The organism is Nocardia amikacinitolerans (genome assembly GCF_900215415.1).
GTDB lineage: Bacteria > Actinomycetota > Actinomycetes > Mycobacteriales > Mycobacteriaceae > Nocardia > Nocardia amikacinitolerans.
The window spans coordinates 131,564-154,876 of record NZ_OBEG01000003.1 but is presented as its reverse complement, the minus strand read 5'-3'; the positions used below and the strand labels follow the sequence as shown (position 1 = coordinate 154,876).

22 protein-coding genes are annotated in these 23,313 nt (G+C 69.1%); 14 read left to right on the top strand and 8 right to left on the bottom strand.

Going from position 1 to position 23,313, the window contains the following annotated elements; all coding sequences use genetic code 11:
* The first annotated feature begins 25 nt into the window (after positions 1-25).
* Positions 26-871: a GNAT family N-acetyltransferase gene (locus CRP45_RS15040; RefSeq protein WP_097245609.1), complete on the top strand. Its 846-nt coding sequence runs from the start codon at positions 26-28 to the stop codon at positions 869-871.
* Positions 872-877: 6 nt separating this feature from the next.
* Here the strand turns inward: CRP45_RS15040 and CRP45_RS15035 are convergent, their stop codons facing one another.
* Positions 878-1,084 carry a hypothetical protein gene (locus CRP45_RS15035; RefSeq protein ID WP_143861438.1) on the bottom strand — a complete coding sequence of 69 codons (207 nt, stop codon included), beginning with the start codon at positions 1,082-1,084 and terminating at the stop codon, positions 878-880.
* Between the two features lie 614 nt (positions 1,085-1,698).
* On the opposite strand from CRP45_RS15035, the gene CRP45_RS15030 reads away from it, so the two are divergent.
* From CRP45_RS15030 to CRP45_RS15020, 3 genes are all read left to right on the top strand, one after another.
* Positions 1,699-2,130, top strand: coding sequence for a GAF domain-containing protein (locus tag CRP45_RS15030; protein ID WP_097245608.1), 432 nt, complete (start codon positions 1,699-1,701; stop codon positions 2,128-2,130).
* A 369-nt stretch (positions 2,131-2,499) separates the two neighbouring features.
* Entirely contained in the window at positions 2,500-5,142 is a 2,643-nt protein-coding gene (locus tag CRP45_RS15025) for a helix-turn-helix transcriptional regulator (protein WP_179830884.1), read from the top strand.
* Between the two features lie 101 nt (positions 5,143-5,243).
* Entirely contained in the window at positions 5,244-5,456 is a 213-nt protein-coding gene (locus CRP45_RS15020; protein WP_067788771.1) for a hypothetical protein, read from the top strand.
* Positions 5,457-5,460: 4 nt separating this feature from the next.
* Here CRP45_RS15020 and CRP45_RS15015 read toward each other — a convergent pair whose 3' ends face one another.
* Both CRP45_RS15015 and CRP45_RS15010 read right to left on the bottom strand, forming a co-directional pair.
* A complete protein-coding gene (locus tag CRP45_RS15015) occupies positions 5,461-6,492 on the bottom strand; it encodes a crotonase/enoyl-CoA hydratase family protein (RefSeq protein WP_097245606.1) in 1,032 nt (343 codons plus the stop codon).
* Positions 6,493-6,520: 28 nt separating this feature from the next.
* The gene (locus CRP45_RS15010) at positions 6,521-8,149 is read right to left on the bottom strand and encodes an acyl-CoA dehydrogenase family protein (protein WP_097245605.1); all 1,629 of its coding nucleotides are present in this window, start codon (positions 8,147-8,149) and stop codon (positions 6,521-6,523) included.
* 111 nt (positions 8,150-8,260) lie between these two features.
* On the opposite strand from CRP45_RS15010, the gene CRP45_RS15005 reads away from it, so the two are divergent.
* Positions 8,261-9,013 (top strand): PaaX family transcriptional regulator C-terminal domain-containing protein, encoded by a 753-nt coding sequence (locus CRP45_RS15005; RefSeq protein ID WP_097245604.1) that lies wholly within the window; start codon positions 8,261-8,263, stop codon positions 9,011-9,013.
* Between the two features lie 11 nt (positions 9,014-9,024).
* On the opposite strand, the gene CRP45_RS15000 is transcribed toward CRP45_RS15005, so the two are convergent.
* Positions 9,025-9,732, bottom strand: coding sequence for a TetR/AcrR family transcriptional regulator (locus CRP45_RS15000; protein WP_097245603.1), 708 nt, complete (start codon positions 9,730-9,732; stop codon positions 9,025-9,027).
* A 164-nt stretch (positions 9,733-9,896) separates the two neighbouring features.
* Between CRP45_RS15000 and CRP45_RS14995 the strand changes: the two genes are divergently transcribed.
* Complete coding sequence (locus tag CRP45_RS14995; RefSeq protein WP_097245602.1) at positions 9,897-11,042, top strand: acyl-CoA dehydrogenase family protein; 1,146 nt, start codon at positions 9,897-9,899, stop codon at positions 11,040-11,042.
* Here the strand turns inward: CRP45_RS14995 and CRP45_RS14990 are convergent.
* Positions 11,023-11,643: a methyltransferase domain-containing protein gene (locus tag CRP45_RS14990; RefSeq protein ID WP_425436943.1), complete on the bottom strand. Its 621-nt coding sequence runs from the start codon at positions 11,641-11,643 to the stop codon at positions 11,023-11,025. The genes CRP45_RS14995 and CRP45_RS14990 overlap by 20 nt on opposite strands.
* Positions 11,644-11,759: 116 nt before the next feature.
* Complete coding sequence (locus CRP45_RS14985; RefSeq protein WP_067788783.1) at positions 11,760-12,029, bottom strand: DUF2277 domain-containing protein; 270 nt, start codon at positions 12,027-12,029, stop codon at positions 11,760-11,762.
* Positions 12,030-12,190: 161 nt separating this feature from the next.
* Here CRP45_RS14985 and CRP45_RS14980 point away from each other — a divergent pair, with 161 nt between their 5' ends.
* Complete coding sequence (locus CRP45_RS14980) at positions 12,191-13,618, top strand: metallophosphoesterase (RefSeq protein ID WP_097245600.1); 1,428 nt, start codon at positions 12,191-12,193, stop codon at positions 13,616-13,618.
* Positions 13,619-13,629: 11 nt separating this feature from the next.
* Here CRP45_RS14980 and CRP45_RS14975 read toward each other — a convergent pair whose 3' ends face one another.
* Positions 13,630-14,100 (bottom strand): MarR family winged helix-turn-helix transcriptional regulator, encoded by a 471-nt coding sequence (locus tag CRP45_RS14975; RefSeq protein ID WP_097245599.1) that lies wholly within the window; start codon positions 14,098-14,100, stop codon positions 13,630-13,632.
* Positions 14,101-14,612: 512 nt separating this feature from the next.
* On the opposite strand from CRP45_RS14975, the gene CRP45_RS14970 reads away from it, so the two are divergent.
* From CRP45_RS14970 to CRP45_RS14950, 6 genes are all read left to right on the top strand, one after another.
* Positions 14,613-15,053 (top strand): beta-ketoacyl-[acyl-carrier-protein] synthase family protein, encoded by a 441-nt coding sequence (locus CRP45_RS14970; protein WP_245910154.1) that lies wholly within the window; start codon positions 14,613-14,615, stop codon positions 15,051-15,053.
* 84 nt (positions 15,054-15,137) lie between these two features.
* The gene (locus tag CRP45_RS14965) at positions 15,138-16,211 is read left to right on the top strand and encodes a catalase family peroxidase (protein ID WP_097245598.1); all 1,074 of its coding nucleotides are present in this window, start codon (positions 15,138-15,140) and stop codon (positions 16,209-16,211) included.
* A gap of 5 nt (positions 16,212-16,216) precedes the next feature.
* On the top strand, positions 16,217-16,771 hold the full coding sequence (locus CRP45_RS14960) for a cytochrome b (RefSeq protein WP_097245597.1): 555 nt from the start codon (positions 16,217-16,219) through the stop codon (positions 16,769-16,771).
* Positions 16,772-17,581 (top strand): MFS transporter, encoded by an 810-nt coding sequence (locus tag CRP45_RS14955; protein ID WP_218841150.1) that lies wholly within the window; start codon positions 16,772-16,774, stop codon positions 17,579-17,581.
* Positions 17,578-17,922, top strand: coding sequence for an MFS transporter (locus CRP45_RS34250; RefSeq protein WP_218841149.1), 345 nt, complete (start codon positions 17,578-17,580; stop codon positions 17,920-17,922). The genes CRP45_RS14955 and CRP45_RS34250 overlap by 4 nt, the downstream gene beginning before the upstream one ends.
* A 205-nt stretch (positions 17,923-18,127) precedes the next feature.
* Positions 18,128-19,039: an STAS domain-containing protein gene (locus tag CRP45_RS14950; protein ID WP_372508145.1), complete on the top strand. Its 912-nt coding sequence runs from the start codon at positions 18,128-18,130 to the stop codon at positions 19,037-19,039.
* A 10-nt stretch (positions 19,040-19,049) separates the two neighbouring features.
* Here CRP45_RS14950 and CRP45_RS14945 read toward each other — a convergent pair whose 3' ends face one another.
* Complete coding sequence (locus CRP45_RS14945; RefSeq protein ID WP_097246083.1) at positions 19,050-21,512, bottom strand: MFS transporter; 2,463 nt, start codon at positions 21,510-21,512, stop codon at positions 19,050-19,052.
* A gap of 400 nt (positions 21,513-21,912) precedes the next feature.
* On the opposite strand from CRP45_RS14945, the gene CRP45_RS14940 reads away from it, so the two are divergent.
* Positions 21,913-23,211 (top strand): diguanylate cyclase domain-containing protein, encoded by a 1,299-nt coding sequence (locus tag CRP45_RS14940; protein ID WP_097245596.1) that lies wholly within the window; start codon positions 21,913-21,915, stop codon positions 23,209-23,211.
* Positions 23,212-23,313: the final 102 nt, after the last annotated feature.

Below are 23,313 nucleotides of genomic sequence, written 5' to 3'. Positions count from 1 at the left end.
CTAGGCCCACAAGACGCGGGAGTGGGTGCACAACTGTACACTGAGTTGCGCCAGGTCGGCGCCACGACCCGACGCGGTCAGCACCGCGGCCGAGCGCGCACCGTGCGACGCGCTCGGCGACGGCTGGATGCTCGCGGCGCCGATGGCCGGTCCCACTGAGCTGGAAGGGGTTGTGCACATGGGTTCACCGGGGCGAGTGACGATCGCGTACGCGTCGGCGGCGGAGATCGAGACCAACTACCCGCGGTGGTGCGCACTGGCGGGCATCGGCGACACTCCGCTCGGCGGCTACGGCCAGGAACTCGCGCAGGCGCAGCGGCGCGGTTTGCTCGCCTCCGCCGTGACACCGTCGGGCACCCGCGCGATCTCGGCGGCCGCGGGCAAGGGCGGGCTGGCCGGTGCGGTCGCCGCGCGCAGTCTGGTCCTGGTGGCCCAGCGCGATCGCGTCGTCATCGGCGGCCTCTACGCCGGGCCCGAAGCCTTTGTGGTGCACCGCCTCCAGCCGTGGGGCACCGCCGCGCAGGTGCGCGCGCTCGTCGGCCTGATGAAGGTGGGCGTGCTCGCGGTGGAGCCGGAGTTCCGTGGCACCGGCGTCGGCGCGAGCCTGCTGCGGTACGCCGCGGATCGCGCGGCCGCCGGTCGGGTCCGGCTGATGTACGGATCCTGCACCGCCGACACCGATGTCGACCGCCTCTGCGCGAACCGCGGCTACCGAGTGCTCGGGCCGGGGCAGAGCATCGACCTCTCCCCTGTTCTCGGCGTGCCCGCCGAACTCGACCCGGCCAACGGAGAACGGCTCGTCGCGACCGCGATCGGCGACGGCCCGCCCGTGGACATTTCCCGGGATGGCGCGCGCCACATGACGACGTAGCCGGACTCAGACGTCCCGCACGCCGACGTGCACACCTTCGGCGATACGGAACAGGTCGACGACCGCGAGGATCTCTTCCATCGTTGTCTCGGGCAGCCCCTCGACGGTCTGGGCGAAGCGGCGCAGGGCGCGGTCGGTGAAGCGGGCGACGACTCCGGCGTCACCGCCGTGGCCGAGCAGGTCGTTGTCCGGACAGGGGTGTGCGAGCGACATGTCCACTCCGTTCCGCCAGCAACGTTGCCGTGCAGTAGCCATCAACCGATGCTGCGAGTATCGGGCGGCGGAGCGGGCGCTGTCACTGGGCAATCGAGAGAAAGAACGACCGAAAGTTGGTCGCCGGATACAAAACGCACCGTTGCGGTCGGCCGCGCGGGACCTGACCAGAAGAATACTTCGTTTCTCATTGCGGCACAGCATGTTTCATGCGTGACAAGGCCAACAGCTCGAGCCCTCTCGCGGTACGTCATCGCCGCGCGGCCCTCGTCCGAAACCGGCCGTCCAGAATGGAACGTGAAAAACTGGACCCGGACCGACCGCACGGTGTTAATGTGGTGGCCGTCACATAGCTGCCAAGCGGCATGTGGCCCGCGTGAAGGTGAACGGTTCTCTCCGGAAATCCTGGGCGGTTCCGAGAAACCCAGGCGCGCAACCGTTCACGCCGCCACCGGTCCGACACCGGTGGCAGGCGCCCGTTCGGGGGACGGGCGATGCGACGCTGCCGACGCGGCAGCGGCACAGGTGGTCAGCAAGTCGGCGCGTCCGGAGACACCAGCAGGTCGGCCCATCGGGCCCTGCCGCCGGTGCGCGCCGTGGAGTGAGGTGTCCGAATGCTCGATACCCGACCCATCACGACGAATTTCCCCGGTTCAGTCACCCTTTTCCCGAACAAGTCCTCGGCGGTACCCGCGCAGGCCGCCGCGAACATAGCGCGCCTGCTGCCCAATCACCCCTTGGTCGGCATCACGGCCTGGGGACTCGACGGCCTCGAAGTCGTCGGCTGCTCCGATCAGCAGGCCGCGACAGTGGAGCAGGCCCTCCTCGAATTTCCCGATTCGCCGGGCATGGACGTCATCCGGCAGCGCGGAAGGATTTTGATCGCCGACCTCGCCGCGACATCGCGCTGGCGCGACTACTGCGCCCACCTGCGCGAACTCGGCATACGGTCGCTGTACTGTCATCCGCTCGTCTCCGACGGGCAGGTGCTCGGCCTGTTGAGCATGTACTCCCACCGCACCAACGCTTTCCGCGCGAAGGAGTGACGTGGACGCGGGGAGGGGCGCGCCCCTCCCCGCGTTCCGGGAACTCGTGCTACGCCGAGCCGGTGGCAATGGCGATGAGATCCGCGATGATTCCGGTCACCGTGTCGAGCACGTCGAGCACAGCGGAACCGAGATCGAGGATTTCCATCGTGTCTCCTCTTCCGTTGGGAACCCAGCCAAGCGTCGCACGCGATCGGTGACAAAGATCACATTCCAGCGGTGACACGCCAGCGCACGCTCGATCGCCGCGCTCGAATATCCGAAGCATCCTCGGTATTTCGGGCCTGCGCGCATTTACGATGACACCCGAACGATCAGAGATTCCTGAGCCAAGCGCGCACTATGTCGGCAGTCGGTCCAGGAGGCACGGTGACCATCTCGCAGGGCCCCGATCTACGTTCGACCTTTCCCGACGGCGGCGGAATTCCCGCGGAAATTCCGTCGTTCTCGTCGGCGCCGATTGCCAGGACGATGCTGATCGAGCGACTCGACGCCATCGTCGACAGCGACGAGCACCGAGTGCTGTTGGTTTGCTCGCCCGCCGGAAGCGGCAAGACGGTTTTGCTCGCCGACTGGGCCGGCAGACTGCGGGCGCGGACCTCGCGACGACCCGCGCTCGGCTGGGTCTCGGTGTCCGAGCATCCCGAGCCCGGGCTCACGCTGTGGCAGGCACTGCGCGATCAACTCGGTCTGCCGAACCCGCCGCAGCGCCTAACCGTCGACGCCCCCGGCTCCGACGCCGCTCACCTCGTCGAGGCGCTGACCACGCGTGGAACGCCGACGGTGATCGTCATCGATGACGCCCACCTGGTCGCCGAACCGATCGCACTCGCCGGGCTGGAACACTTCCTGCTGCACGCGCCCGCGACGGTCACCACGGTGGTCGCCGGCCGCTTCGACCCGCCGCTGCACTGGCATCTACTCGGGCTGACCGAACGATCGACCAGGTGGGGCGCCGCCGACCTCGCGATGACGAGCACGGAAGTCGCGGCGCTGTGCCGCGAACACCACTGCGAACTGGACGACGCCGAACTCGCCACGGTCCTCGATCTGACCCACGGGTGGGCGGCGCTGGTCCGCATCACCGCGATGTACCTGGCCGCCAACGCCGACCGCGCCGCGGCGCTCGGTGTCCTTGCCCGGCCGCCGCGCGCCGTCTCCGACTTCCTGGTCGGCGAGCTGATCGGCGCCCTGCCCGCGTCCCTGCGGCTGTTCCTCACCTACACCAGTGTTCCCGCCTCGTTCACCGAGCGGATGGCCGACGAGCTGATCGGCGGCGGCGCCACGCACACGCTCTACCAGCTGGACCGGATGAACTTCCCGGTCAGCTCGATCGCGCGGGGCGGCGACGTCTGGTTCAGCTACCACCCGATGCTGCGGGCGTACTTCCTCGCCGAGGTGAACCGGCTCGGCGCGCATGCGCGCGCCGAACTACACCTGCGGACCGCGAACGCGCTGCGCCACGCAGGGCTGCCGCGCCAGGCGCTGACCCATCTGCTCGCCGTCGGCGACCCGCGGCACCTGCGCGACCTGCTCATCGAACACGGGACGACGATGGTCCTCGACGGAGACGGCGCGACGCTGTTCGGCGAGCTTCAGCGCGCGCGGCCGAGCCTGCTGGACGATCCCTTCGTCTGGCTGCTCCGCGTGCTGGACGCGCTGTTCCACGGCACCGCCGCCGACGCACAGGCCTACCTGGACGTCGCCAATTCGCGCGCGGGCCGCCCTTCGTTCGTGCCCGCGCACTGGATCGATGCGCTCACCGTGGCCACGACGGTGGACGCGGCGGCCGCGACCGGAACCGTCTCAGGTGACCTCGCCGTGGCCGCCGTGCCGCCGACCGGCAACCCCGACATCGACTGCTACCTCGCGATTCAGTCGGCCACCGCGCTGGTGGTCGGCGGACGACTCGGCCGAGGTGAGGAGGCGCTGTCCCGCGGGCTCGCCCTGGCGCTGCACACGGGCCACCCGCGGCTCGCGCTGCGCGCGCTGACCCGCCTGACCTTCATCGCCTGCGGGCGTGAGGCCACCGCCGCGATGCGCGATCGAGCCGGGCGGGCGCTGGCCCTCGCCGCCGAGCACGGCCTGCTCGACACGCCGGACGCCGCGCAGGCGATGACGGCCGCCGGACTGGCCGCCTACCTGCGCGGCGAGGAACCCGATCCGAGCCACGTCGCGGCGGCCCTGACCCATCACGCGGTGCAGGACGGATCCGAGAGCCCGCTCGCGGGCTGGCACGGCTACGTGGTCGGGCAGCTGCTCGCCGTCGAGCAGGCCGCGGACCGACGCGCGGCCGTCGACGACCTGCGCCGAGCCACGCAGCTGCTGCTCGACAAGAACACCGTCCCCGCCGCGACGGCCACCGTGATTCCGCACGCGGTATGGGCGCTGCTGAGCGTGTCCGAGCCGTTGGCCGCCCAGCTGCTCGCCGAACGGGGCCAGCGGCTGCTCGGCGACCTGCCCGACGTCACCGTGGCGCGGGCGGCGGTCGCCGAGGCGGCCGGGCACAGCCAGGCCGCGCTGGCGCTCGTCGAGCCGCTGCTCGAGCTCGACGGTGCGGAAGACGCGCGTCCCTCCACCCTGGTCACCGGGTGGTTGCTGTACTCGTCCGCGCAGCACGCGATCGGCAACCGCGCGAAGGCGCGGACCGGACTGGAGAACGCGTTGCGGAACGCCGCCGCCGACCACCTGGTTCGTCCATTTCTCGACGTCCCGAACGCTATCGAACTGCTCGATGTGTACGCGGGCCGATTGGGTCGGCTCGACGCGTTCGGCGATATCGTCCGACAGAATCGCAATACCGCCAGGCGCTCGACCCACCCGGCGCTGACGGATGCCGAAATGACCGTCCTCAAACACCTTCCGTCCGGCCGCACCGCGCAGCAGATCGCCGGGGATCTCGGGGTCTCCATCAATACCGTCAAAACGCATCTGCGTTCGATATACGCGAAATTCGGTGCGAATTCCCGGGTCGCCGCACTCGATTTCGCACGGCGCAGCGGCGTGCTCTGAGGACCCCGTCGAATTCCGGGAATCTCATCCGCGGCGTGTGAGGCGAGCCGCGCGCTCGGCGCGCGAGACTCGACCATCACGCAGTCACAGGAAGGAGAGCCATGGCGGTCCCGACCAGGTACCAGTTCATCATCGACGGCGAACTGTCCGACCGCGCCCTGGCCGCCTTTCCCGACCTCGATGTCGCACCGTCGCGCACCGGCACCACCTCGCTGTTCGGCGCTGTGCCCGATCCGACCGCCATGCGCGCCGTGCTCGCCATGATCGACAACCTCGGCCTCACCCTGCTGGAGATGCGGCAACTGCCGGACTGAGGTGTCAGCCCTCGGCGTCCTCCCGGAACTGCGCGCGCTTCCAGTCGCCGTAGGGTTCGTCGCGTTCGCGCACCGCCTCGCGGAAGCCGACGGTAGCCGCGCGCAACTGGAAGGCGTAGCCCTCGCGGGTGTGCCGGGAGATGCCGTCGAACACGGTGCTGACCATTCCGGAGTTCGCCACACCCTGAGCGAGCAGCGCGCTGTTGAGCGCGAGCTTGGCCATGATCAGCTGGTTGATCGGCATGCGGGCGATGCGGGCGACGAGTGCCTCGGTGCGTTCGTCGAGCTCGTCGGCCGGGCAGGATTCGACGGCGAGGCCCCATTCGGCGGCCTGCTTGCCGCTGATGCAGTCGCCGGTGAACAGCAGCCGTTTGGCGAGTTGATCGCCGAGCCGGTGCGCCCACATGCCCGCCGCCGGAATGCCCCAGACGCGGGTGGGCGGGTAGCCGATCTTGGTGTCGTCGGCGCAGATGATCTGATCGGCGAACAGCGCGATGTCGGTGCCGCCCGCGACAGCGAAGCCGTGCAGTTTGGCCACGGTCGGCTTGTTGGCGTGCAGCAGGCTGGAAAAGCCGCGGTTGAAGCGGCTCATCATCTGATAGTCGACCATCGGATCCCAGGTGCCCCATGGGTTGTGGTTGCGCGCCTGCACGGTGGGATCGAGGACCGTGCCGTCCACCGGCGCCGCGCCGCCGTCCGGTGCGAAGCCGTTCTCCGCGAAGATCGACAGGTCGTAGCCGCCGCAGAACCCCTTGCCGCGGCCGGACACCAGGATCACGTGCACGCGCGGGTCCAGGTCGGCCCGCTCGACCGCCGCGGCGAGTTCGATCGGGGTGTCGGCGGTGATCGCGTTGCCGTGGTCGGGGCGGTCGAAGGTGATGCGGGCGACCCGATCGGTGACCTCGTAGGTCAGCGTCCGGTACCGGATGTCGGAGGACGCCTGTTCCCGGTCGGCGAACAGCGAGTCCTTGCCTTCGGTCAGGCCTTCGTACCAGGCGGCGGGGCGGGTACCCGCGTGATCGGTGTAGTCGGGCAACGGGAGAGTCCCTTTCGATCGGATGGAGTCAGAGCTTGGGCATCACGCGTTCGATGATGGACCCGGTGTCGACGCCGTGCGGCAGAGTTCCGAAGACGTCGCCGCGATCGCGGCCGAGCCTGCTCGCGGTGTAGCCGTCGGCGACCGCGGGATGTCCGTAGCGCACCAGCAGCGAGCCTTGCAGTACCTGCGCCATCTCGCCGACCACACGGCGGGCGCGGTACTGGATCGTGTCGAAGTCGGTGAACCGATCGCGCAACGCGGCGATCGCGGCGTCGAGCCTGGCGTCCGCGCCGCGCGCCTGCTCCACCTCGTCGAGGAAGACGCCGAGGGTTTCGGGCTGTTTGGCCAGCGCGCGCAGCGTGTCGAGCGCGGCGACGTTGCCCGAGCCCTCCCACACCGACATCAGCGGCGCCTCCCGGTACAGCCTCGGCATCCGCGATTCCTCGACGTACCCGTTGCCGCCAAGGCATTCCAGGGCTTCGGCCGCGTGGATCGGTCCACGCTTGCAGACGTAGTACTTGCTGGCCGCCAGCGCGATCCTGCGCAGTCGGTCGGCGGTCTCGTCACCGGCCACGGCTCGATCGGTGACCTCGGCGAGCCACAACGCGACCGTGGTCGCCCCTTCGGCCTCCAGCGCCAGGTCGGCGAGCACATTGCGCATCAGCGGCTGGTCGATCAGGTGGGCGCCGAAGGCGCGGCGGTGGGTGGCGTGGTGCACGGCCATGGCGACGCCCGCCCGCATCCCGGAGGCCGACCCGAGCGTGCAGTCGAGCCGGGTCAGGTTCACCATCTCGATGATCGTCGGGACGCCGCGGCCTTCCGCGCCGACCAACCAGCCGACGGTGTCGTCGTACTCGACCTCGCTGCTCGCGTTGGAGTGGTTGCCGAGCTTGTCCTTCAGGCGTTGCAGGTTGAAGGTGTTGCGGGTGCCGTCGGGCAGCACGCGCGGGACGAAGAAGCACGACAGTCCGCCCGGCGCCTGCGCGAGGACGAGGAAGAAGTCCGACATCGGCGCCGAGGTGAACCACTTGTGCCCGGTGATGCGGTAGGTGCCGTCCGCGTTCGGCACCGCGGCCGTGGTGTTCGCGCGGACGTCCGAACCGCCCTGCTTCTCGGTCATCGACATGCCCGCGATCAGCCCGCGCTTGGTCGACGGCACGCGCAGACCGGGGTCGTATTCCTTGGCGACGAGCAGCGGCTCGTACTGCGCAGCGAGCTCCGGGTTGGCGCGCAGCGCGGGCACCACGGCGTAGGTCATCGAGATCGGGCAGCCGTGGCCTGCGTCGACCTGACTCCACACGCTCATCTTCGCGGCGCGGACCAGATGGGGGCTCGGACCGCTGTCCGCCCACGGCGCGGCGTGCAGGCCGAAGCCGACCGCGTACTCCATCAACCGGTGGTAGCTCGGGTCGTACTCGACCTCGTCGATCCGGTGCCCGTAGCGGTCGTGGGTCCGCAGCACCGGCGGATGCGCCTCGGCCAGGTCGCCGAGTGTCTGGGCCTCGGCGCTGCCCGCGACCTTGCCGACCGCGCGCACGTCGTCGATGGCCGATTCGGCCCCCGCCCTGCGCAGGGCCTCCAGGATCACCGGCTGCTCCGCCGCGTCGAAATCCACCAACGGTGGAACCTGATTCGTCACCTCGTGTGTGGGCATATCCGTCCGTCCTCCCAGGTCTATTACAAGACTGCGTCACGCGCCGGACAATTGCAATACCCTGCGTGCGGCAGGCGGGAACCGTGGGCGGGTTGTGGCTAGCATCGGGGCATGGATTCGCGTGGTGCGCCGGTACGGAAGCTGACCGCGCGGTCGGCGATCCTGAGCGCGCTGCTCGGCGCGCATCCGGCCGAGGCGCCGGTCAGTTGGATCGTGCGGGTGTCGACCGGGCTCGGACTCCAGGAATCGGCGGTGCGCGCGGCGCTGACCAGGATGGTCGCGGGTGGCGATCTGGAGCGCAGGGACAGCGCCTACCGCCTCGCGCCTCGGCTGATCGAGCGGCAGAACCGGCAGGACGAGGCCATGCATCCGCCGACGGGCGAATGGGACGGCGCCTGGCGGCTCGCCATCGTGACGGTCGGCGCCGACGACTCGACCGACCGGGCCGCGTTCCGGGAAGTGTTGCGCGCCAAGAAGTTCGGCGAACTCCGCGAGGGCGTGTGGACCAGGCCGGACAATCTCGGCACCGAGTTCCCCGCCGCCGCGGCGCGCCGCCTGACGATCTTCACCGGCCACCCCGGCGAACCGGACCGCGAACTCGCCGAACGACTCTTCCAGCCGGACGCCTGGGCCGAGAACGCGCGACTGCTCTTGGCCGCCATGACGGCGGCGGACGCCATCGGCGACCGTTTCGAGATCGCCGCCGCGACGGTGCGGCACATCCTCAACGACCCGATGCTGCCCGCCGAACTACTGCCCCGCCGCTGGCCGGGCCGCGAATTGCGCGCGGCGTACCTGGATTTCCGCGCGGAGTTCGCGGCGTTCGCCGAGGCGTTGATGAGCGATGCCGCGCAGCGGAGCTGATCGACGGCCGGTCAGCTCGCCTCGCCGCGGTAGTCCTCACCCGCGATGAGCAGGTCCCGCAGTCGCGCCTCGGGCTCGAGCGCGATGCCGAGGGCGCGCAAGCGATGGTCGATCAACAGCCACGCCTCGGCGGTCAGCTGGTCGACCAGCGTCTCCCGTGTGCTCTCCCGGTGCGTCAGCCACCAGCGCACGGACGCGTCGATCAACCCGAGCAGCGCGATGATGAGCCGCTCCGCCGCGGCCCGGTCCGAACCGAAGCGCGGAATGTATCGCGTTGCGGCGGCGAAGATCTCGGAGGCGAAGGCGCTGCCGCCGATGCGCGGTTCGTCGTTGCCGCTGCGATAGTTGCGCTCCACGAGGAACCGGTACAGATTCGGATGCTCCCCTGCCCAGGCGACGTGTTCGGCGATGGGCGCGCGGATGACATCGATCGGCGTCCCGTCGACGTCGAAGGTGGCGCGGATGCGCGCGGTGAGTTCGGCGTGCGCGTGCCGCGCGACGGCGCGATCGAGTTCTTCCTTGCCCGCGATGTGCCGGTAGACGTGCGTGCGCACCAGCCCGGCGCGGTCGGCGATCTGCCCGATCGAAGCCTCTGGCCCGTGCTCTTCGATCGCCGCGACGGCGGCCGCGACGAGCGCACGACGGCGTTCGTCACCGCCCGGCCCGCGCGCGCCCGAGCGGCGGGTTTCGGCGGTATCGGTCCAGCGCTGTCGTCCCACGCGGCTCACCGTATCCGACCTCCACGGGCGCTGTATCCACTCTCCGCCTGCGCTGCGTCCAGCTCGAGATTCCGTCTTGTCCCAGCGCAACCGATGGTACACACTGTACCCGTAAACACTGGTCACAAGTATCGCCAGTAATACGCCGAGCCTAAGGAGTCTCGATGGCCGCCTACCGGTCGTGTTGGATGAACGACGACCTGGACGCGCTGCGCGAACTCGCGCGCGCCTTCTTCGAGAAGGAAGTCGCGCCCAACGTCGACAAGTACATCGCCCAGCACCACGTCGACCGCGACCTGTGGAACAAGGCGGGCGAACTCGGACTGCTCTGCCTCTCCATCCCGGAGGAATACGGCGGTGGCGGCGGCACCTTCGCGCACGAGGCCGTGCTGATCGAGGAGCAGGCCAGGGTGGTCGACACCGCGTGGGGCCAGAGCCTGCACAACGGCATCGTCGCGCACTACCTGCTCGCCTACGGCACCGAGGAGCAGAAGCGGCACTGGCTGCCGAAGATGGCCAGCGGCGAGGTCGTAGGCGCGATCGCGATGACCGAGCCCGGCACCGGCTCGGATCTCCAAAGCGTCAAGACCAAGGCGGTCCGCGACGGCGACGAGTACGTCGTCAACGGCTCCAAGACCTTCATCACCAACGGCGCACAGGCCGACCTGATCATCGTCGTGGTCAAGACCGACACCTCCCAGGGCGCGGCGGGCATCAGCCTGGTGCTCGTCGAGGCGGACCGCCCCGGCTTCCGGCGCGGCCGGGTGCTGGACAAGATCGGTCAGAAGGGCCAGGACACCTCCGAGCTGTTCTTCGAGGACGTGCGCATCCCGGTGAGCAACCTGCTCGGTGCGCAGGAGAACCAGGGCTTCATCCAGCTCATGCAGCAGCTGCCGCAGGAGCGCCTGATCATCGCGGTCGGCTCGGTGGCGGGCATGGAGACCGCGCTGGAGCACACGCTGCGCTACACCAAGGAGCGCGAGGCGTTCGGCCGCCCGGTCTTCGGCTTCCAGAACACGAAGTTCAAGCTGGCCGAGGTCGCCACCGAGGCGAAGATCGCGCGCGTCTTCACCGACGACTGCATCGCCAAGCACATCGCGGGCGAACTCGACATCCCGACCGTGGCGATGGCGAAGTGGTGGACCACCGACAAGGCCATGTCGGTCGCCAGCGAGTGCCTCCAGCTGCACGGCGGCTACGGGTACATGACCGAGTACCCGATCTCTCGCATGTGGGTCGACAACCGGGTGCAGATGATCTACGCGGGCACCAACGAGATCATGAAGGAGATCATCGCCCGGTCCCTGTGATCGCCCGCTGCTCGGAAGTGGTTTCCAGCGGCCGCGGCGCGTCCGAAAGACGCGCCGCGATCCGCCACGCATTGCGCTGAGATCCCGCGCCGAGGCGTTTGCCCCACGAGGAACCGGTGGCGGCGATGTCCGAAGCCGTCGCTGGCGTCACCTCGTCGATCGTGAGGCCGTGGGCCGCGTAAGGCTCGGCGAGAGCACGCAGCTCGTTCCCGCCGATCGGCGGCAGCCCGGAACCGCGGTCGTGCCCGGTGACCGATACGAGGATCGACAGGGCCGCGCCGGGCTTCAGCAACCCGGCGAGGCCCGCCACGACGACCGGGTCCGCGGTCACAACGCCGCGCAGCAGCGAACCCCACGGGAAGTACACGGTGACCGCGTCGGCGACGCCTTCCAGTTCCACGGGCAGGTGCTCGGCGGCGGCCGCCACGAACAGCGCGTTCGTGAGCTTGCCGCGCGCGGCCTTGCGGGAGGCTTCGATCATGCCCGCCGCGTTGGCGTCGACGCCGATGACCAACCGGCGCGGGTCGGCGGCGGCCGCGGTGAGAACCGCGCGTCCGTCGCCGGTACCGAGGTCGATCAGGACCGCCGAATGGCGTCCGATCAGCTCTCGGGCTTAACCGATGTCCACATCGCGGATCTTCTTGCCGATGACGATTCGCATGGGCGCGACAGTAACCGGACGCGTCCGGCGGCGCATCCGAATTTCCGGCGGGCGGCTCAGCCCCGCGCCGCGATCCTGGCTTGCACCTCGGGGCGGCGCAGCGGCGGCACCGACTTCGGCGGCACCTTGCGGTCCGGCAGCTCGGCGAGCAGGCGGGTCGTCACCGCGGCGATGTCGGCCACCGCGGCCTCCACAACCGGACGCGTCGCCGCGGACACGCTGGAGATGCCAGCTACCTTGCGCACGTATTGCAGCGCCGCCGCCTGGATCTCCTCCGGTGTCGCCGCGGGCTCCAACCCGCGAAGGGCTGTGATGTTTCGGCACATGCTTCGAGGCTACCGAGGTGGGGTGACATCGTCCCCTGCTCCGCCGAGCGCATCCGCGTAAGGTCGGAACGGTCGGTTCGGGAGTGGGCGTATCCCGCCTCCGCCACGGCCATGCGCGGCTGTCGGCGAACTCCGTTCGGTTGTGTCGAGAGGGCTGCGCGGTGGTCGTTGTGGCGGTGCTGATCGGCGTCGTGGTGCTCGCGGTCTTCGCCGGGCTGCACTGGTATCTGTGGCGGCGACTGGTGCGAGACACGACAGTGCCGGGGTCGCCTGGGCGACGGATCGGGACCGCGGCGCTGGTGGCGGCTCCGCTACTGCTGCTCGCCGCGTTCTTCGCCGAATCGGCCGGACTGCCGTTTCCGCTGGTGCAGGCCATCGCGTGGCCGGGCTATTTCTGGGGCGCGCTGTTCGTGTACCTCTTGCTCGCGCTGCTGGCGGGAGAGGTGCTGCGGCCGGTGTTGCTGCGGGTGTTCGCGCGCGAATCGGCAAGAGGTGCAGGCACTTCGACAAGCAAGCTCGAATCGGCCGATGCACCGGAACCTTCGACCGGACTCGGCGAAGGGCTCACCATGACAACCGGCGCTCCGCCCAGCGCCGTACGGCGCGACCACACGGCGGCTGCACCCGTGAGCGGCGGAAAAGCCGCAGCCACTTCGACCGGCCCCAGCGGCCAACTAGCCGCACCAACCGGCGACGCGACTACAGGAAGCGAAACAGGCTCGGCGGCAAGCACTTCGGTCGAAGGAGTCCGAGAATCCGCAACGGTCTCCCGACGCATCTTCGTCTCCCGCGCGATAGCCGGAACCGCCGCGCTCACCGCGGCGACCACCGTCGGTGTCGGCGCCTACGGCGTGCTGAACGGACCGCAGGTCAAGCGGCTGACGATCCCGCTGGCCAAACTCCCCCGCTCGGCCGACGGATTCCGGATCGCCGTGGTCAGCGACGTGCACCTCGGCCCGATCCTCGGCAGGGGTTTCGCCGAGCGCGTCGTCCGCACGATCAACGACACCCAGCCCGATCTCATCGCGGTGGTCGGCGATCTGGTGGACGGCAGCGTCGAAGACCTGCGCCCCGCCGTCGAGCCGCTGGCTCGGCTGCGGGCCAGGCACGGCGCGTTCTTCGTCACCGGCAACCACGAGTACTTCTCCGGCGCGGAGGAATGGATCGACCACGTGCGGGATCTCGGACTGCGCCTGCTTGCCAACGATCGGACCGAGCTGCCCGGCTTCGACCTGGCTGGCGTCAACGACGTGCAGGGCGAGCGCATCGGGCAGGGACCGGATTTCGACAAGGCGCTCGGCGACCGCGACCCCGCCCGCACGGCGGTGCTGCTGGCGCACCAGCCCATCCAGATCCACGACGCGGTGGCGCACGGCGTCGATCTCCAGCTGTCCGGGCACACCCACGGCGGCCAGCTGTGGCCGGGGAATCTCCTTGCGGCGCTGGCGAATCCGACCGTCGCCGGACTCGAACGCCACGGCGACACGCAGCTCTACGTGACGCGCGGCGCTGGCGCATGGGGTCCGCCCGTGCGGGTCGGCGCGCCCTCCGACATCACCGTCGTGGAGCTGGCCGCCGCCCGCGCCTGACGTTCCACGGTCTAGAGACAGTCGACGCTCGCACCGTCGGCCTCGATTCCGGCGAGCGTGCGAAGGACGGCGAGGGCGCCGTCGTGTCCATCGGGGGCCAGGACGGAGAACAGGAGTCGTTGCACTTCATCGGCTTTCGGTAGGAGCTGGGCGTACTCGCGGCGACCGGTGCGGGTGAGGGCGATCCGGCGTTCGCGTTTGTCGGCCGGGTTGACGGACCGTTTGATCAGGTTCTTCCGTTCGAGGACTCCGGCGGATTGCGCCATCGTGGAAGTGTCCGTGCTGATTCGTACGGACACCTCGTGCTGGGTCAGCGGCCCCTCCGCATAGACGACGTTGAGAATGGCGAATTGCGTTGGCGTGATCGAATCCCCGACCGTGGCGTGCCAGAGCGCGTTGTGGCGTTGGTAGAGCAAACGGATCAGATGTCCAGGCGTGTCCGGGAACACGTGGGGCACCAGCCGCGAGGTCAGTGAATCCATCCGCCGATTAGACCACGATCCGAACCGCCGACATCGCCGTTCTAGTCGTTCGTCCAATATCTTTCCGACCGATTCCCGCCAGACTCATACGTGTACGTACCATCTTGGCGCGTCGCCGATATCAACGAAAAATGCTGCACCACAACATCTTTCGACTTACAGAAGAGCAGTTCTACGGTTCGAGCCCCTGTTTCCAGGGTTGTCGCAGTACATCGCGCTGGTGTACCGTTCGAAATCGGTGCGGGAAGCGACGTCGGACCGACTGGTGTCGCAACGAATTCGCTACCTCGGGGATCTGCGTACGTGTATCGATTGCCGAACTACGGGGGTATTCGACAACTCGTGATCGAAATTCGAACCACTGCATAACTGCTTCATCAGGTGCTCACGGACAAATCCGGCCGACGCCGCCCTCGAGCGGCAGGTCGAATGTAAACGCGCGCGTTCACTCGCGTCCGAACAGTCGGCCGGATCGCGGAACAGGGTTGACGAATAATCAAAGGAACCAGAGCATGACCGCCTCGACAATCGAAATCGAAAGACCCGACGACGAGCTACGACCCGAACCACGGTCGACACCGGCCGCGCTCCCTCGGCTGCTCGGTGTGGCCACCGCCAATCCGCCCAACCGGTACAGCCAACGCGAACTCCTCGACCTGCTGAACATCACCGACGCGAAGATCCGCGGCGTCTTCCTCAACGGCGGCATCGAAACGCGCTACCTCACCTTGCCACCCCGTGATCACGAGGGCGCGTTCCGTATCGAGACCCAGGGTGAACTGCTGGCCAAGCACCGGACGCAAGGGGTGCGGACCGGCGCGGCCGCGGTTCGCGCCTGCCTTCGCCGCATCGGCCGAGACATCCGCGACGTGCGCTATCTGGTCGCCGTCACCACCACCGGCTTCCTGACGCCCGGATTCAGCGCGTTGAGCCCGACATCGATCCGGTGCTGATCGACCGGCTCCAGGCGATGGGTCCGCCGTGACCCGCGCCGCGCACCCGAACCCGCCACACCGGCGCACGAAGAAGGACGGACGATGACCGACGCACAGCCGAATTCCTTCCCGCTGAATCGCCGCACCCTGCTCGGCGGCGCGGCCGTCGCCGCGCTCGGAGCCGCGGGCATCGGCGGGTTCCTGTTCACCGAGAACCGCATCGGTCCGTGGCGCCTGACCGCGCGCGCCCTGGTGGACCGACTACAGGACACCGCGGGCGGCTCCTTCCCAGGCTGCCGCCGCAACCATGCCAAAGGGGTGGCCGTCGCCGGATACTTCGAGAGCAACGGCGGCGGTGTCGAGCTGTCGAAGGCTTCGGTGTTCCGGGCCGGTCTATACCGCCTGGCCGGACGGTTCTCCCTCGCGGGCGGCAACCCGCACATGCCCGACGCGCCGACCGCTCCGCGCGGACTCGGGCTGCGGCTGTTCCTGCCGGGGGGCGAGGAGTGGCGGATGGCGATGATCAACATCCCGGTCTTCCTGGACGCCACCCCGCAAGACTTCTACGAACGCACCCTGGCGTTCGCCCCCGACCCGGCCACCGGCAAGCCCGACGCCGCCACGATGAAGCAGTACCTGGAGAGCCACCCGAAAACCGCTGCCGCGCTGGGCGTCATCGAGCAAGGCGCGCCAGCGCCGACCTTCGCGGCCTCGGCCTTCTTCGGACTCAACGCTTTCCGGTTCACCGACGGCGAGGGCAGCACCGTCCCCGTACGCTGGCGGCTCGAACCGGACGACCCGCCTCCGGCGACCGGACCCGGCGGCGGTGACAGCGCCCTGTTCGACGGCCTCGTCGCCGATCTGAAGGCGAGGCCGCTGCGCTGGCGGCTCGTCGTTGTCGTCGGCGAGCCCGGCGATCCCACCGACGACGCCACCCGGATGTGGCCGAGCGACCGCCGCGCCGTGCACGTCGGCACGGTCGTGCTCGACCGCGTCGACACCGAATCGGCCGACAACGTTCAGGACGTCAACTTCGATCCACTGGTGCTGCCCAACGGAATCGAGCCCTCCGACGATCCGCTGCTCCAGGCGCGATCCGCGGCCTACAGCGAGTCCTACCGTCGCCGCGCCGGCGAGTCGAAACCCACCGGCGCGGTGCTGGTGCGGGAGGTCTGACGACAATGACGCTCGGCGAACTCACCACCGACACAACCCGTTTCGGTATTGCCGCCCGTATTCTGCACTGGCTCATGGCCGTTCTGATCCTGGCGATGATCGGCATCGGCGCGGCGATGGTCGGCTATCTCGGCAACTACGGCCGGTTGCTGAGCTGGCACAAGACCATCGGCTTGGCGATCCTGGCGCTGGCCGTGATCCGCATCGCCTACCGCCTGCGGCGCAGGCCGCCACCGCAGATCGACACCATGTCCCGGCCGGAGCGGCTCGTCGCGACCGGCTCCGAGATCCTGATGTACGCGCTGTTTCTGCTCCAGCCGATCATCGGGTGGGCGCTGGTGTCGGCGTCCGGCGTCCCGATCCGTGTGCTCGGCGGCCTGCGTGTTCCCGCGATCGCCCCCGCCGACGCCGAGCTGTACGCGGCGTTGCGCACCGCGCACAGTGCGCTGGCGTACCTCTTGGTGTTCCCGCTGACCGCACATATCTGCGCGGTCCTGTTCCACGCGTTGGTCTTACGCGACGGGTTGCTTCGTCGCATGACCTTCCCGTACCGCCGGTAGATGAGTGGTGCGGTCCGGCCGGTCACCGGGATCGTGCTGGCCGGTGCGACCCTGCGGGCGCCGTTGACCTGCGTCGGACCGCTGGTACCGGCCATCGCCCACGACACCGGGCTGTCCGCCGCGACGGCGGGACTGCTCACCGCGCTGCCGCTGCTGGTTTTCGCGGCGGTGCCCGCGGTGGTGCTGCACACCGTGCATCGCGGGGCCGAACAGCTCGTGCGGCTCGCCTTGGCCGCGCTGCTGCTGGGGATCGTGCTGCGCTCGATGCCCGGCTCGACGGGTCTGTTCGCCGGGACGGTGGTCATCGCGGCGGCGATCGGGTACGCCAACGTGCTGCTGCCCGCGATCGTCCGCGGCGCCGTCCCCGCCGCGCGGATCATGACGGTCACCGCGGGCTACGTGGCGGCGATGACCGCGGCGGCCGCCGTGTCGTCGGGGATCGCGGTGCCGCTGGCCGAAAACTTGCCCGGTGGATGGCGTTCCGCGCTCGCCGCCGCGGCGCTGCTGGTCGTCGTCGCACTACGGGCGTGGTCGGCCACGGAGTCCATGCCGAAGCCGCCGCGGCCCGCGCCCCGCGTACCGATGCCGTGGAACTCCGCGCTGGCCTGGCAGGTCAGCGTCTTCATGGGATTGCAGGCGCTGGGGTTCTACACCACCCTCGCGTGGCTGCCGAGCGTGCTGCACGACAACGGGACAGCACCGTGGGCAGCCGGATTCGCGCTGTTCACCGTCCAGATTCTCGGTCTGGCCGCCATCAACGCGATGCCGTGGCTGGCACGCACGGTCGCGGCCAAGCGGCGCCTCGCGTGACGGCCAGCGCGGTCGAGGCCACGGGATTCCTGCTGCTGGCCCTCGCGCCCGGTGCGGCCCCGCTGGCGATCGGACTGCTCGGCGTCGGGTCAGGGGCCTGCCTCGCCTCGGCGATGGCATTCCAGAGCGAACGCGCCGCCGACGCGGCCGCGGCCACCGTCCTCGCGGCCATGGCTCAAACCGTCGGCTTCGTTCTCGCCGCCCTCGGCCCGGTCCTGCTCGGCATCCTGCGCGACCACACCCGGAGCTGGGTCCCCGCGCTGCTGGCCCTCACCGCCGTCACCGTCGTGCAGGCGTTCACCGCGGCGCGGGCAGGACGCCCGGACACCGTGCGGCACTAGGCTTTCCGACATCGGGCCAGCGAGTCGCCTCGGGTCTGCCCGAGCGGGTCGGCGCACCCACCGGCATCACCTCATGGCGCAGGCCGCCGCGCGAATTCGACACGGCGGGGACGGGAATCGTGCGTCGCCGACGAAACGCGGCGCACCGCACAGGTGAGGTATACGATTCGGCAGGCGCCGCGAAAGGCGCTCGGCTGCGAGATCGTTGGAGGACCACGTGTCCGATGTGTTCGACGCCGTCGTGACCGAACTCGGCGCGAACGGCGGCGGCGCGGGCTTGCTCTCGGAGCTGGTCCGGCACCTCAGACAGAACCGGACGGCGCTGCGCGAGGAATGGGCGCGACTGATCACCGAGGCTCAGCTGCTGACCGCGATGACCGCCGAGGAGATGTTCTCCGAGGTCACCTCGGTCTACGACAACTACGTGGCGGTGCTGGAGACCGGTTCGGTCGAGGCGCTACAGGATTACGCGCGCGACCTGTCCGAGCGCATCATCCCGCGAGGAGTCGAGACCGACGAGGTCCTCGGCATCGTGCTGCTGCTGCGAGATGTGCTGGCGCGCTCGCTGTTCGAGAAGTACCAGTCCGATTTCGACCTGCTGAACCGGGTGCTGGACGCCTACGAGCCCGCGGCCAATCGCATCGCGAGCACCGTGGCGATCTCGTTCGTCGAGGAGCGCGAGCGCATCATCCGCCAGCAGCAGGAAGCCATCCGGGAGCTGTCCACCCCGGTGCTCCAGGTGCGCGAGCAGCTGCTGATCCTGCCGATCATCGGCGTGCTGGACGGCCAACGCGCGCGCCAGCTCACCGAACAGCTGCTGCGCGCGATCAGGAACAACCGCGCCAAGGTCGTCGTCATCGACATCACCGGTGTGCCGACGATCGACTCCACCGTCGCCAACCACCTGGTGCAGACCGTCGACGCCTCCGGCCTGATGGGCGCCAGCGTGATCATCACCGGCCTGTCCTCGGAGATCGCGCTGACCCTGGTCACCATCGGCCTCGACCTGTCGAAGATGAACGCGGTCGGCGACCTCCAGGGCGGTATCGAGGAGGCCGAACGCCTGCTCGGCTACGAGGTGAGCCGCAGCGGCGAGCAGGCGGCGCCCGCGAACTGACCGGTCGCGCTCAGTTCTCGCCGTCGCGACCGTAGCCGAGCCGCACGTCGTGCACGGCCTCGCCGCCCGACACCGTCACCCGGCTGGTCACCGGCGGATATCCGCGCGCGACAACGGTGTACTGCCCCTCCGGCAGATCGGGGACGACGTACCGGCCGTCGGCGTCGGTGCGCGCGGTGGCCGTCAGATCGCCCGCCATGTCCAGCAGCATGATCTGCACATCCGGCACGACGCGGCCGTCGGCCAGCGCCGATCCGGCGAGCACGGCGTTCGGTTCCATGTCGATGTCGTGGCGTAGCAGCCCGCTGTCCGGCACGGTGAGCGTGGTCGCGTGCGGGCGCATGTGCTCGGCGAGCGCGACCATCGTGTAGGTGCCGGAGACGACCCCGTGGCAGACGTAGGCGCCGTCGTCCGCGGTGACCGTCGCGCCGACGACCTCGCCCTGCCGATCGGTCAGCGTCACGGTGGCGCCGCCGAGCGGTTTGCCGCTGCCCGACGATTTGACCGTTCCGGAGACGGTGCCCGACCCCATCAGCTTCACGTCGAGTTCCTGGGGCCACGAGCCCGCGACGACGCTGACCGCGGTCGGCTGGTGCCCGGCCGCGGCCGCGATCAGCACGTATGTGCTCGCGTCCGGCACATCGATGGAGTAACCGCCGTTGGCGTCGCCCACCGCCCGCGCGACCTGACGCCCGCTCTTGTCGATCAGCGTCAGCGCGGCGTCGGGCACCGGATGCCCGTCCTCGTGCTGGATGCGGCCGAACAGCGAACGGGATTCCGCCGCGGCGGCGAGCACAGGTTCCGGTTCGGAGAAGACCTCCGCCGCGCCCGCCCATACCTGCGACTCCGCCCAGCTCTTCGAGTTGTCCGCACCGTCCGGCCCCGGCTCGGGCACGATCGGATCGTCTTGCAGTGGAATCTCTTTCATGAACATCAGCACAACGCCCGCGAGCACCGCGACCGCCGCCGCGACGTAGAACACGCCAGCCATCGCGTCGGTGAAGCCGATCAGGATCGGCGCGCGCAGGTCCGCGGGCATGGCGGCGAGTTCACCGGTGTCGCTTTGCAACTCGCCGAGCCGGGCGGTGTCGAAGCCCTCCGGCAGCTGCCCGCCGAAGGCGTCGACGATCCGGCCGGGCAGCAGATTGAACAGGATGGTCAGGAAGATCGCGACACCGAGCGTGCCGCCCATCTGACGGAAGAAGGTGGCGGCCGCGGTCGAGACGCCCATGTCGGTGCGCGGTCCCGCGTTCTGCGCGGCGATGATCAGCGTCTGCATGCACGCGCCGAGGCCGCAGCCGATCACCCCGCCGTACAGCAGCGGCTCCCACAGCGGGCTGTCGTAGTACACCCCGCCGTGCAACGCCGCGCCGAGCGCGATCAGGAAGCATCCTGCCACCGGCAGGATCTTGTACCTGCCGGTGAGCTTGGTGACGATTCCGGCGATCTGCGCGCCGATCATGATGCCGACCACCAGCGGCAGCATCAGCAGGCCGGCCTTCGTCGGCGAATATCCGCGCACCACTTGGAAATACAGCGGCACGAGCACGATCGCGCCGAACATCGCGATGCCGACGATGAAGCCGCCGACGATGGACACGCTGAAGGTGGAGTTACGGAACAATCGCAGCGGGATCAGCGCCGCGTCCTTCATCAGGAACTCCACGAACACGAACAGCACAAGCCCCGCCGCGCCGACGCCGTAGCAGATCAGCGCCCGGTCCGAGGTCCAGCCCCATTCCCTGCCCTGTTCGGCGACGATCAGCAGCGGCACAACGCAAATGGTGAGCGTCAGCGCGCCGAACCAGTCGATGCGGTGCGGCTGGCGCTGATGCGGCACATCGAGCACCTTGGCGACCACCACGAACGCGAGCAGGCCGATGGGCACGTTCACCAGGAACACCCAACGCCAGCCCGCCAGGCCCGCGAGCTCGTCGTAGCCGGAGAACAGCCCGCCGAGCACCGGCCCGAGCACGGTGGAGGATCCGAATACCACCATGAAATAGCCTTGGTACCGGACCCTTTCGCGGGCGGGGACGATATCGCCGAGGATGGTGAAGGCCAGCGACATCAGGCCGCCAGCGCCGAGTCCTTGGAACGCGCGGAACGCGGCGAGCTCGTACATCGAGGTGGCGAACGTGCACGCCACCGAGCCGGCCACGAACAGCCCGATGGCGATGAGGTACCACGGTTTACGGCCGTAGATGTCGGCGAGTTTGCCGTAGAGCGGCGTGGTGATGGTGGCGGTGATCAGATAAGCGGTTGTCGCCCAAGCCTGTTCGTCGAATCCGTGCAGGCTGTTTGCGATCGGCACGATCGCGACGCTGACGATGTTCTGGTCGAGCGCGGCGAGGAAGATGCCGAGCAGCAGGCCGGAGAGGATGGTGAGAATCTGCCGATGCGACAGTTGCGCGCCCGCCTCGGCCGCCAGATCCGGCTTCGGCGCCGGAGCCTGGGTGGTCGTATTGGTCATGTAGATGCCCTGGTTCTGATCGTCCAACGGTTGCGATCTTGCGTTCGGAACAAAGCGCATCCGGCGGCCGCGCGCGACCGAGCCATGCGCCACAAGCGATCTGCGTTGTCGTACTGATAGATCAAGGGGATGCTGCGACCCGGCGAGCTTACCGGTGGGCCGCGTTGGCTCGCTATCGAGGCCGAGGGTCGCGTCCCTACCCGGGCGCGGCGATTGCTGTTCAGTAACCGCAGGCGGTATCCTTGACCTTCGATACCAACGAGTCTCATAATCTCGCTCTCGGCTAGTGGATGGCAGCACCAAACCCCGTTCGGATCGGCAGGGTGGGCGATCGCCGGATCCGGCGGGTTCCAAGCAATGTGGACACCGACCGCGCGTCGTTCGTCGAACGGGGATTCGCATGGACGAGAACAAGACCATGGTGGGCGATCCGGAGCAGGTGGCCGAGCGGTACCGATCGCTGGTCGAACACTCCCCCGATGCCATTTGCGTACACGAAGGCGGCGTCGTCGTCTATCTCAATCCGGCCGGGGTTCGCCTGCTGGCGGCCAGGTCCGCGGACGAGATCGTCGGACGCCCGGTCAGCGACTTCGTCGCACCCGATTCGGTCGCCTCGACGCTGGCCCGAATAGAGGGTTCGCCCAGTACCGGCGACGCCTCGAAGCGGGCGGTCCTCACCTTGCTGCGCGCCGACGGGGCTCGCATCCCGGTGCAGACCGTCTCGGTGCTCACCATCTGGCAGGGCAGGCGCGCCTACCAGGTGGTGCTGCACGATCTGAGCGCTCAGCACGCGGCCGAGCAGGCCCAGCGCCGGGCCGAACAGCACTTCACCGCGATCGTCTCGCAGCTGGAAGAGGGCGTCGTGGTGATAAGCAGGCAGGGCATGATCGAGTCGATCAACCCGGCCGCAGTGCGCATATTCGGTTGTCGCGGTGTACAACTCGTCGGCGCCAGGTTCGACGCGCTGCCGTTGCGCATGGTCGACAGCGACGGCGTTCCGCTGCCGCCCACCCGTCATCCGGTCGCGCGCACGATGGCGACCGGCGAGCCGGTCACCCGCTTCGTCTTCGGCGTGGACGGCACCGACCATCACCGCCGCTGGCTGGCCGGTAACTGCCGCCTGCTCGAGCCGACCGACCGGAGATCGCCGGTGGTCAGCTCGTTCACCGACATCACCGCCACCAGGGCAAGCCAGCGCGAATTGCAGTACCAGGCCACGCACGACGGGTTGACCGGGCTGCTGAACCGGCCCACCATCCTGTCCGATCTCGAGACGGCCCTCGCCCACCCCGCGGGCGGTCCGCTGTCGGCGGTGCTTTTCGTCGACCTCGACGGGTTCAAGGCCATCAACGACTCGCACGGGCACGTGGTCGGCGACGTCGTGCTGCAAATCGTTGCCCAGCGACTGCTGCGCGCGGTACGCCGCGGCGATCTTGTCGGCAGGCTCGGCGGCGACGAGTTCCTCGTCCTGCTCGGCGGGCACGAGCTCGGCCCGGAGGCGGTCATCCAGCGGCTCGCCGCCTCGGTGGCGGAACCTATTGTCGCCCAAGGACATCGGCTCGCGGTCCGGGCCTCGATCGGCGTCACGCTGATCGTGCCCGGCGATCCGCGCACCGCGACCGAGATCCTGCACGACGCCGACACCGCGATGTACCACCAGAAGGCGCACCCGATACAGCTGGACGCAGTCAACCAATAGCCGCGCACGGGCGGAGCGAAGGCGGAGTACGCCCGGCAGGCGCTGCCGGACGGAGTCCGTCGACAGCCGCGCATGGCCGCAGCGAAGGCGGAGTACGCCCGG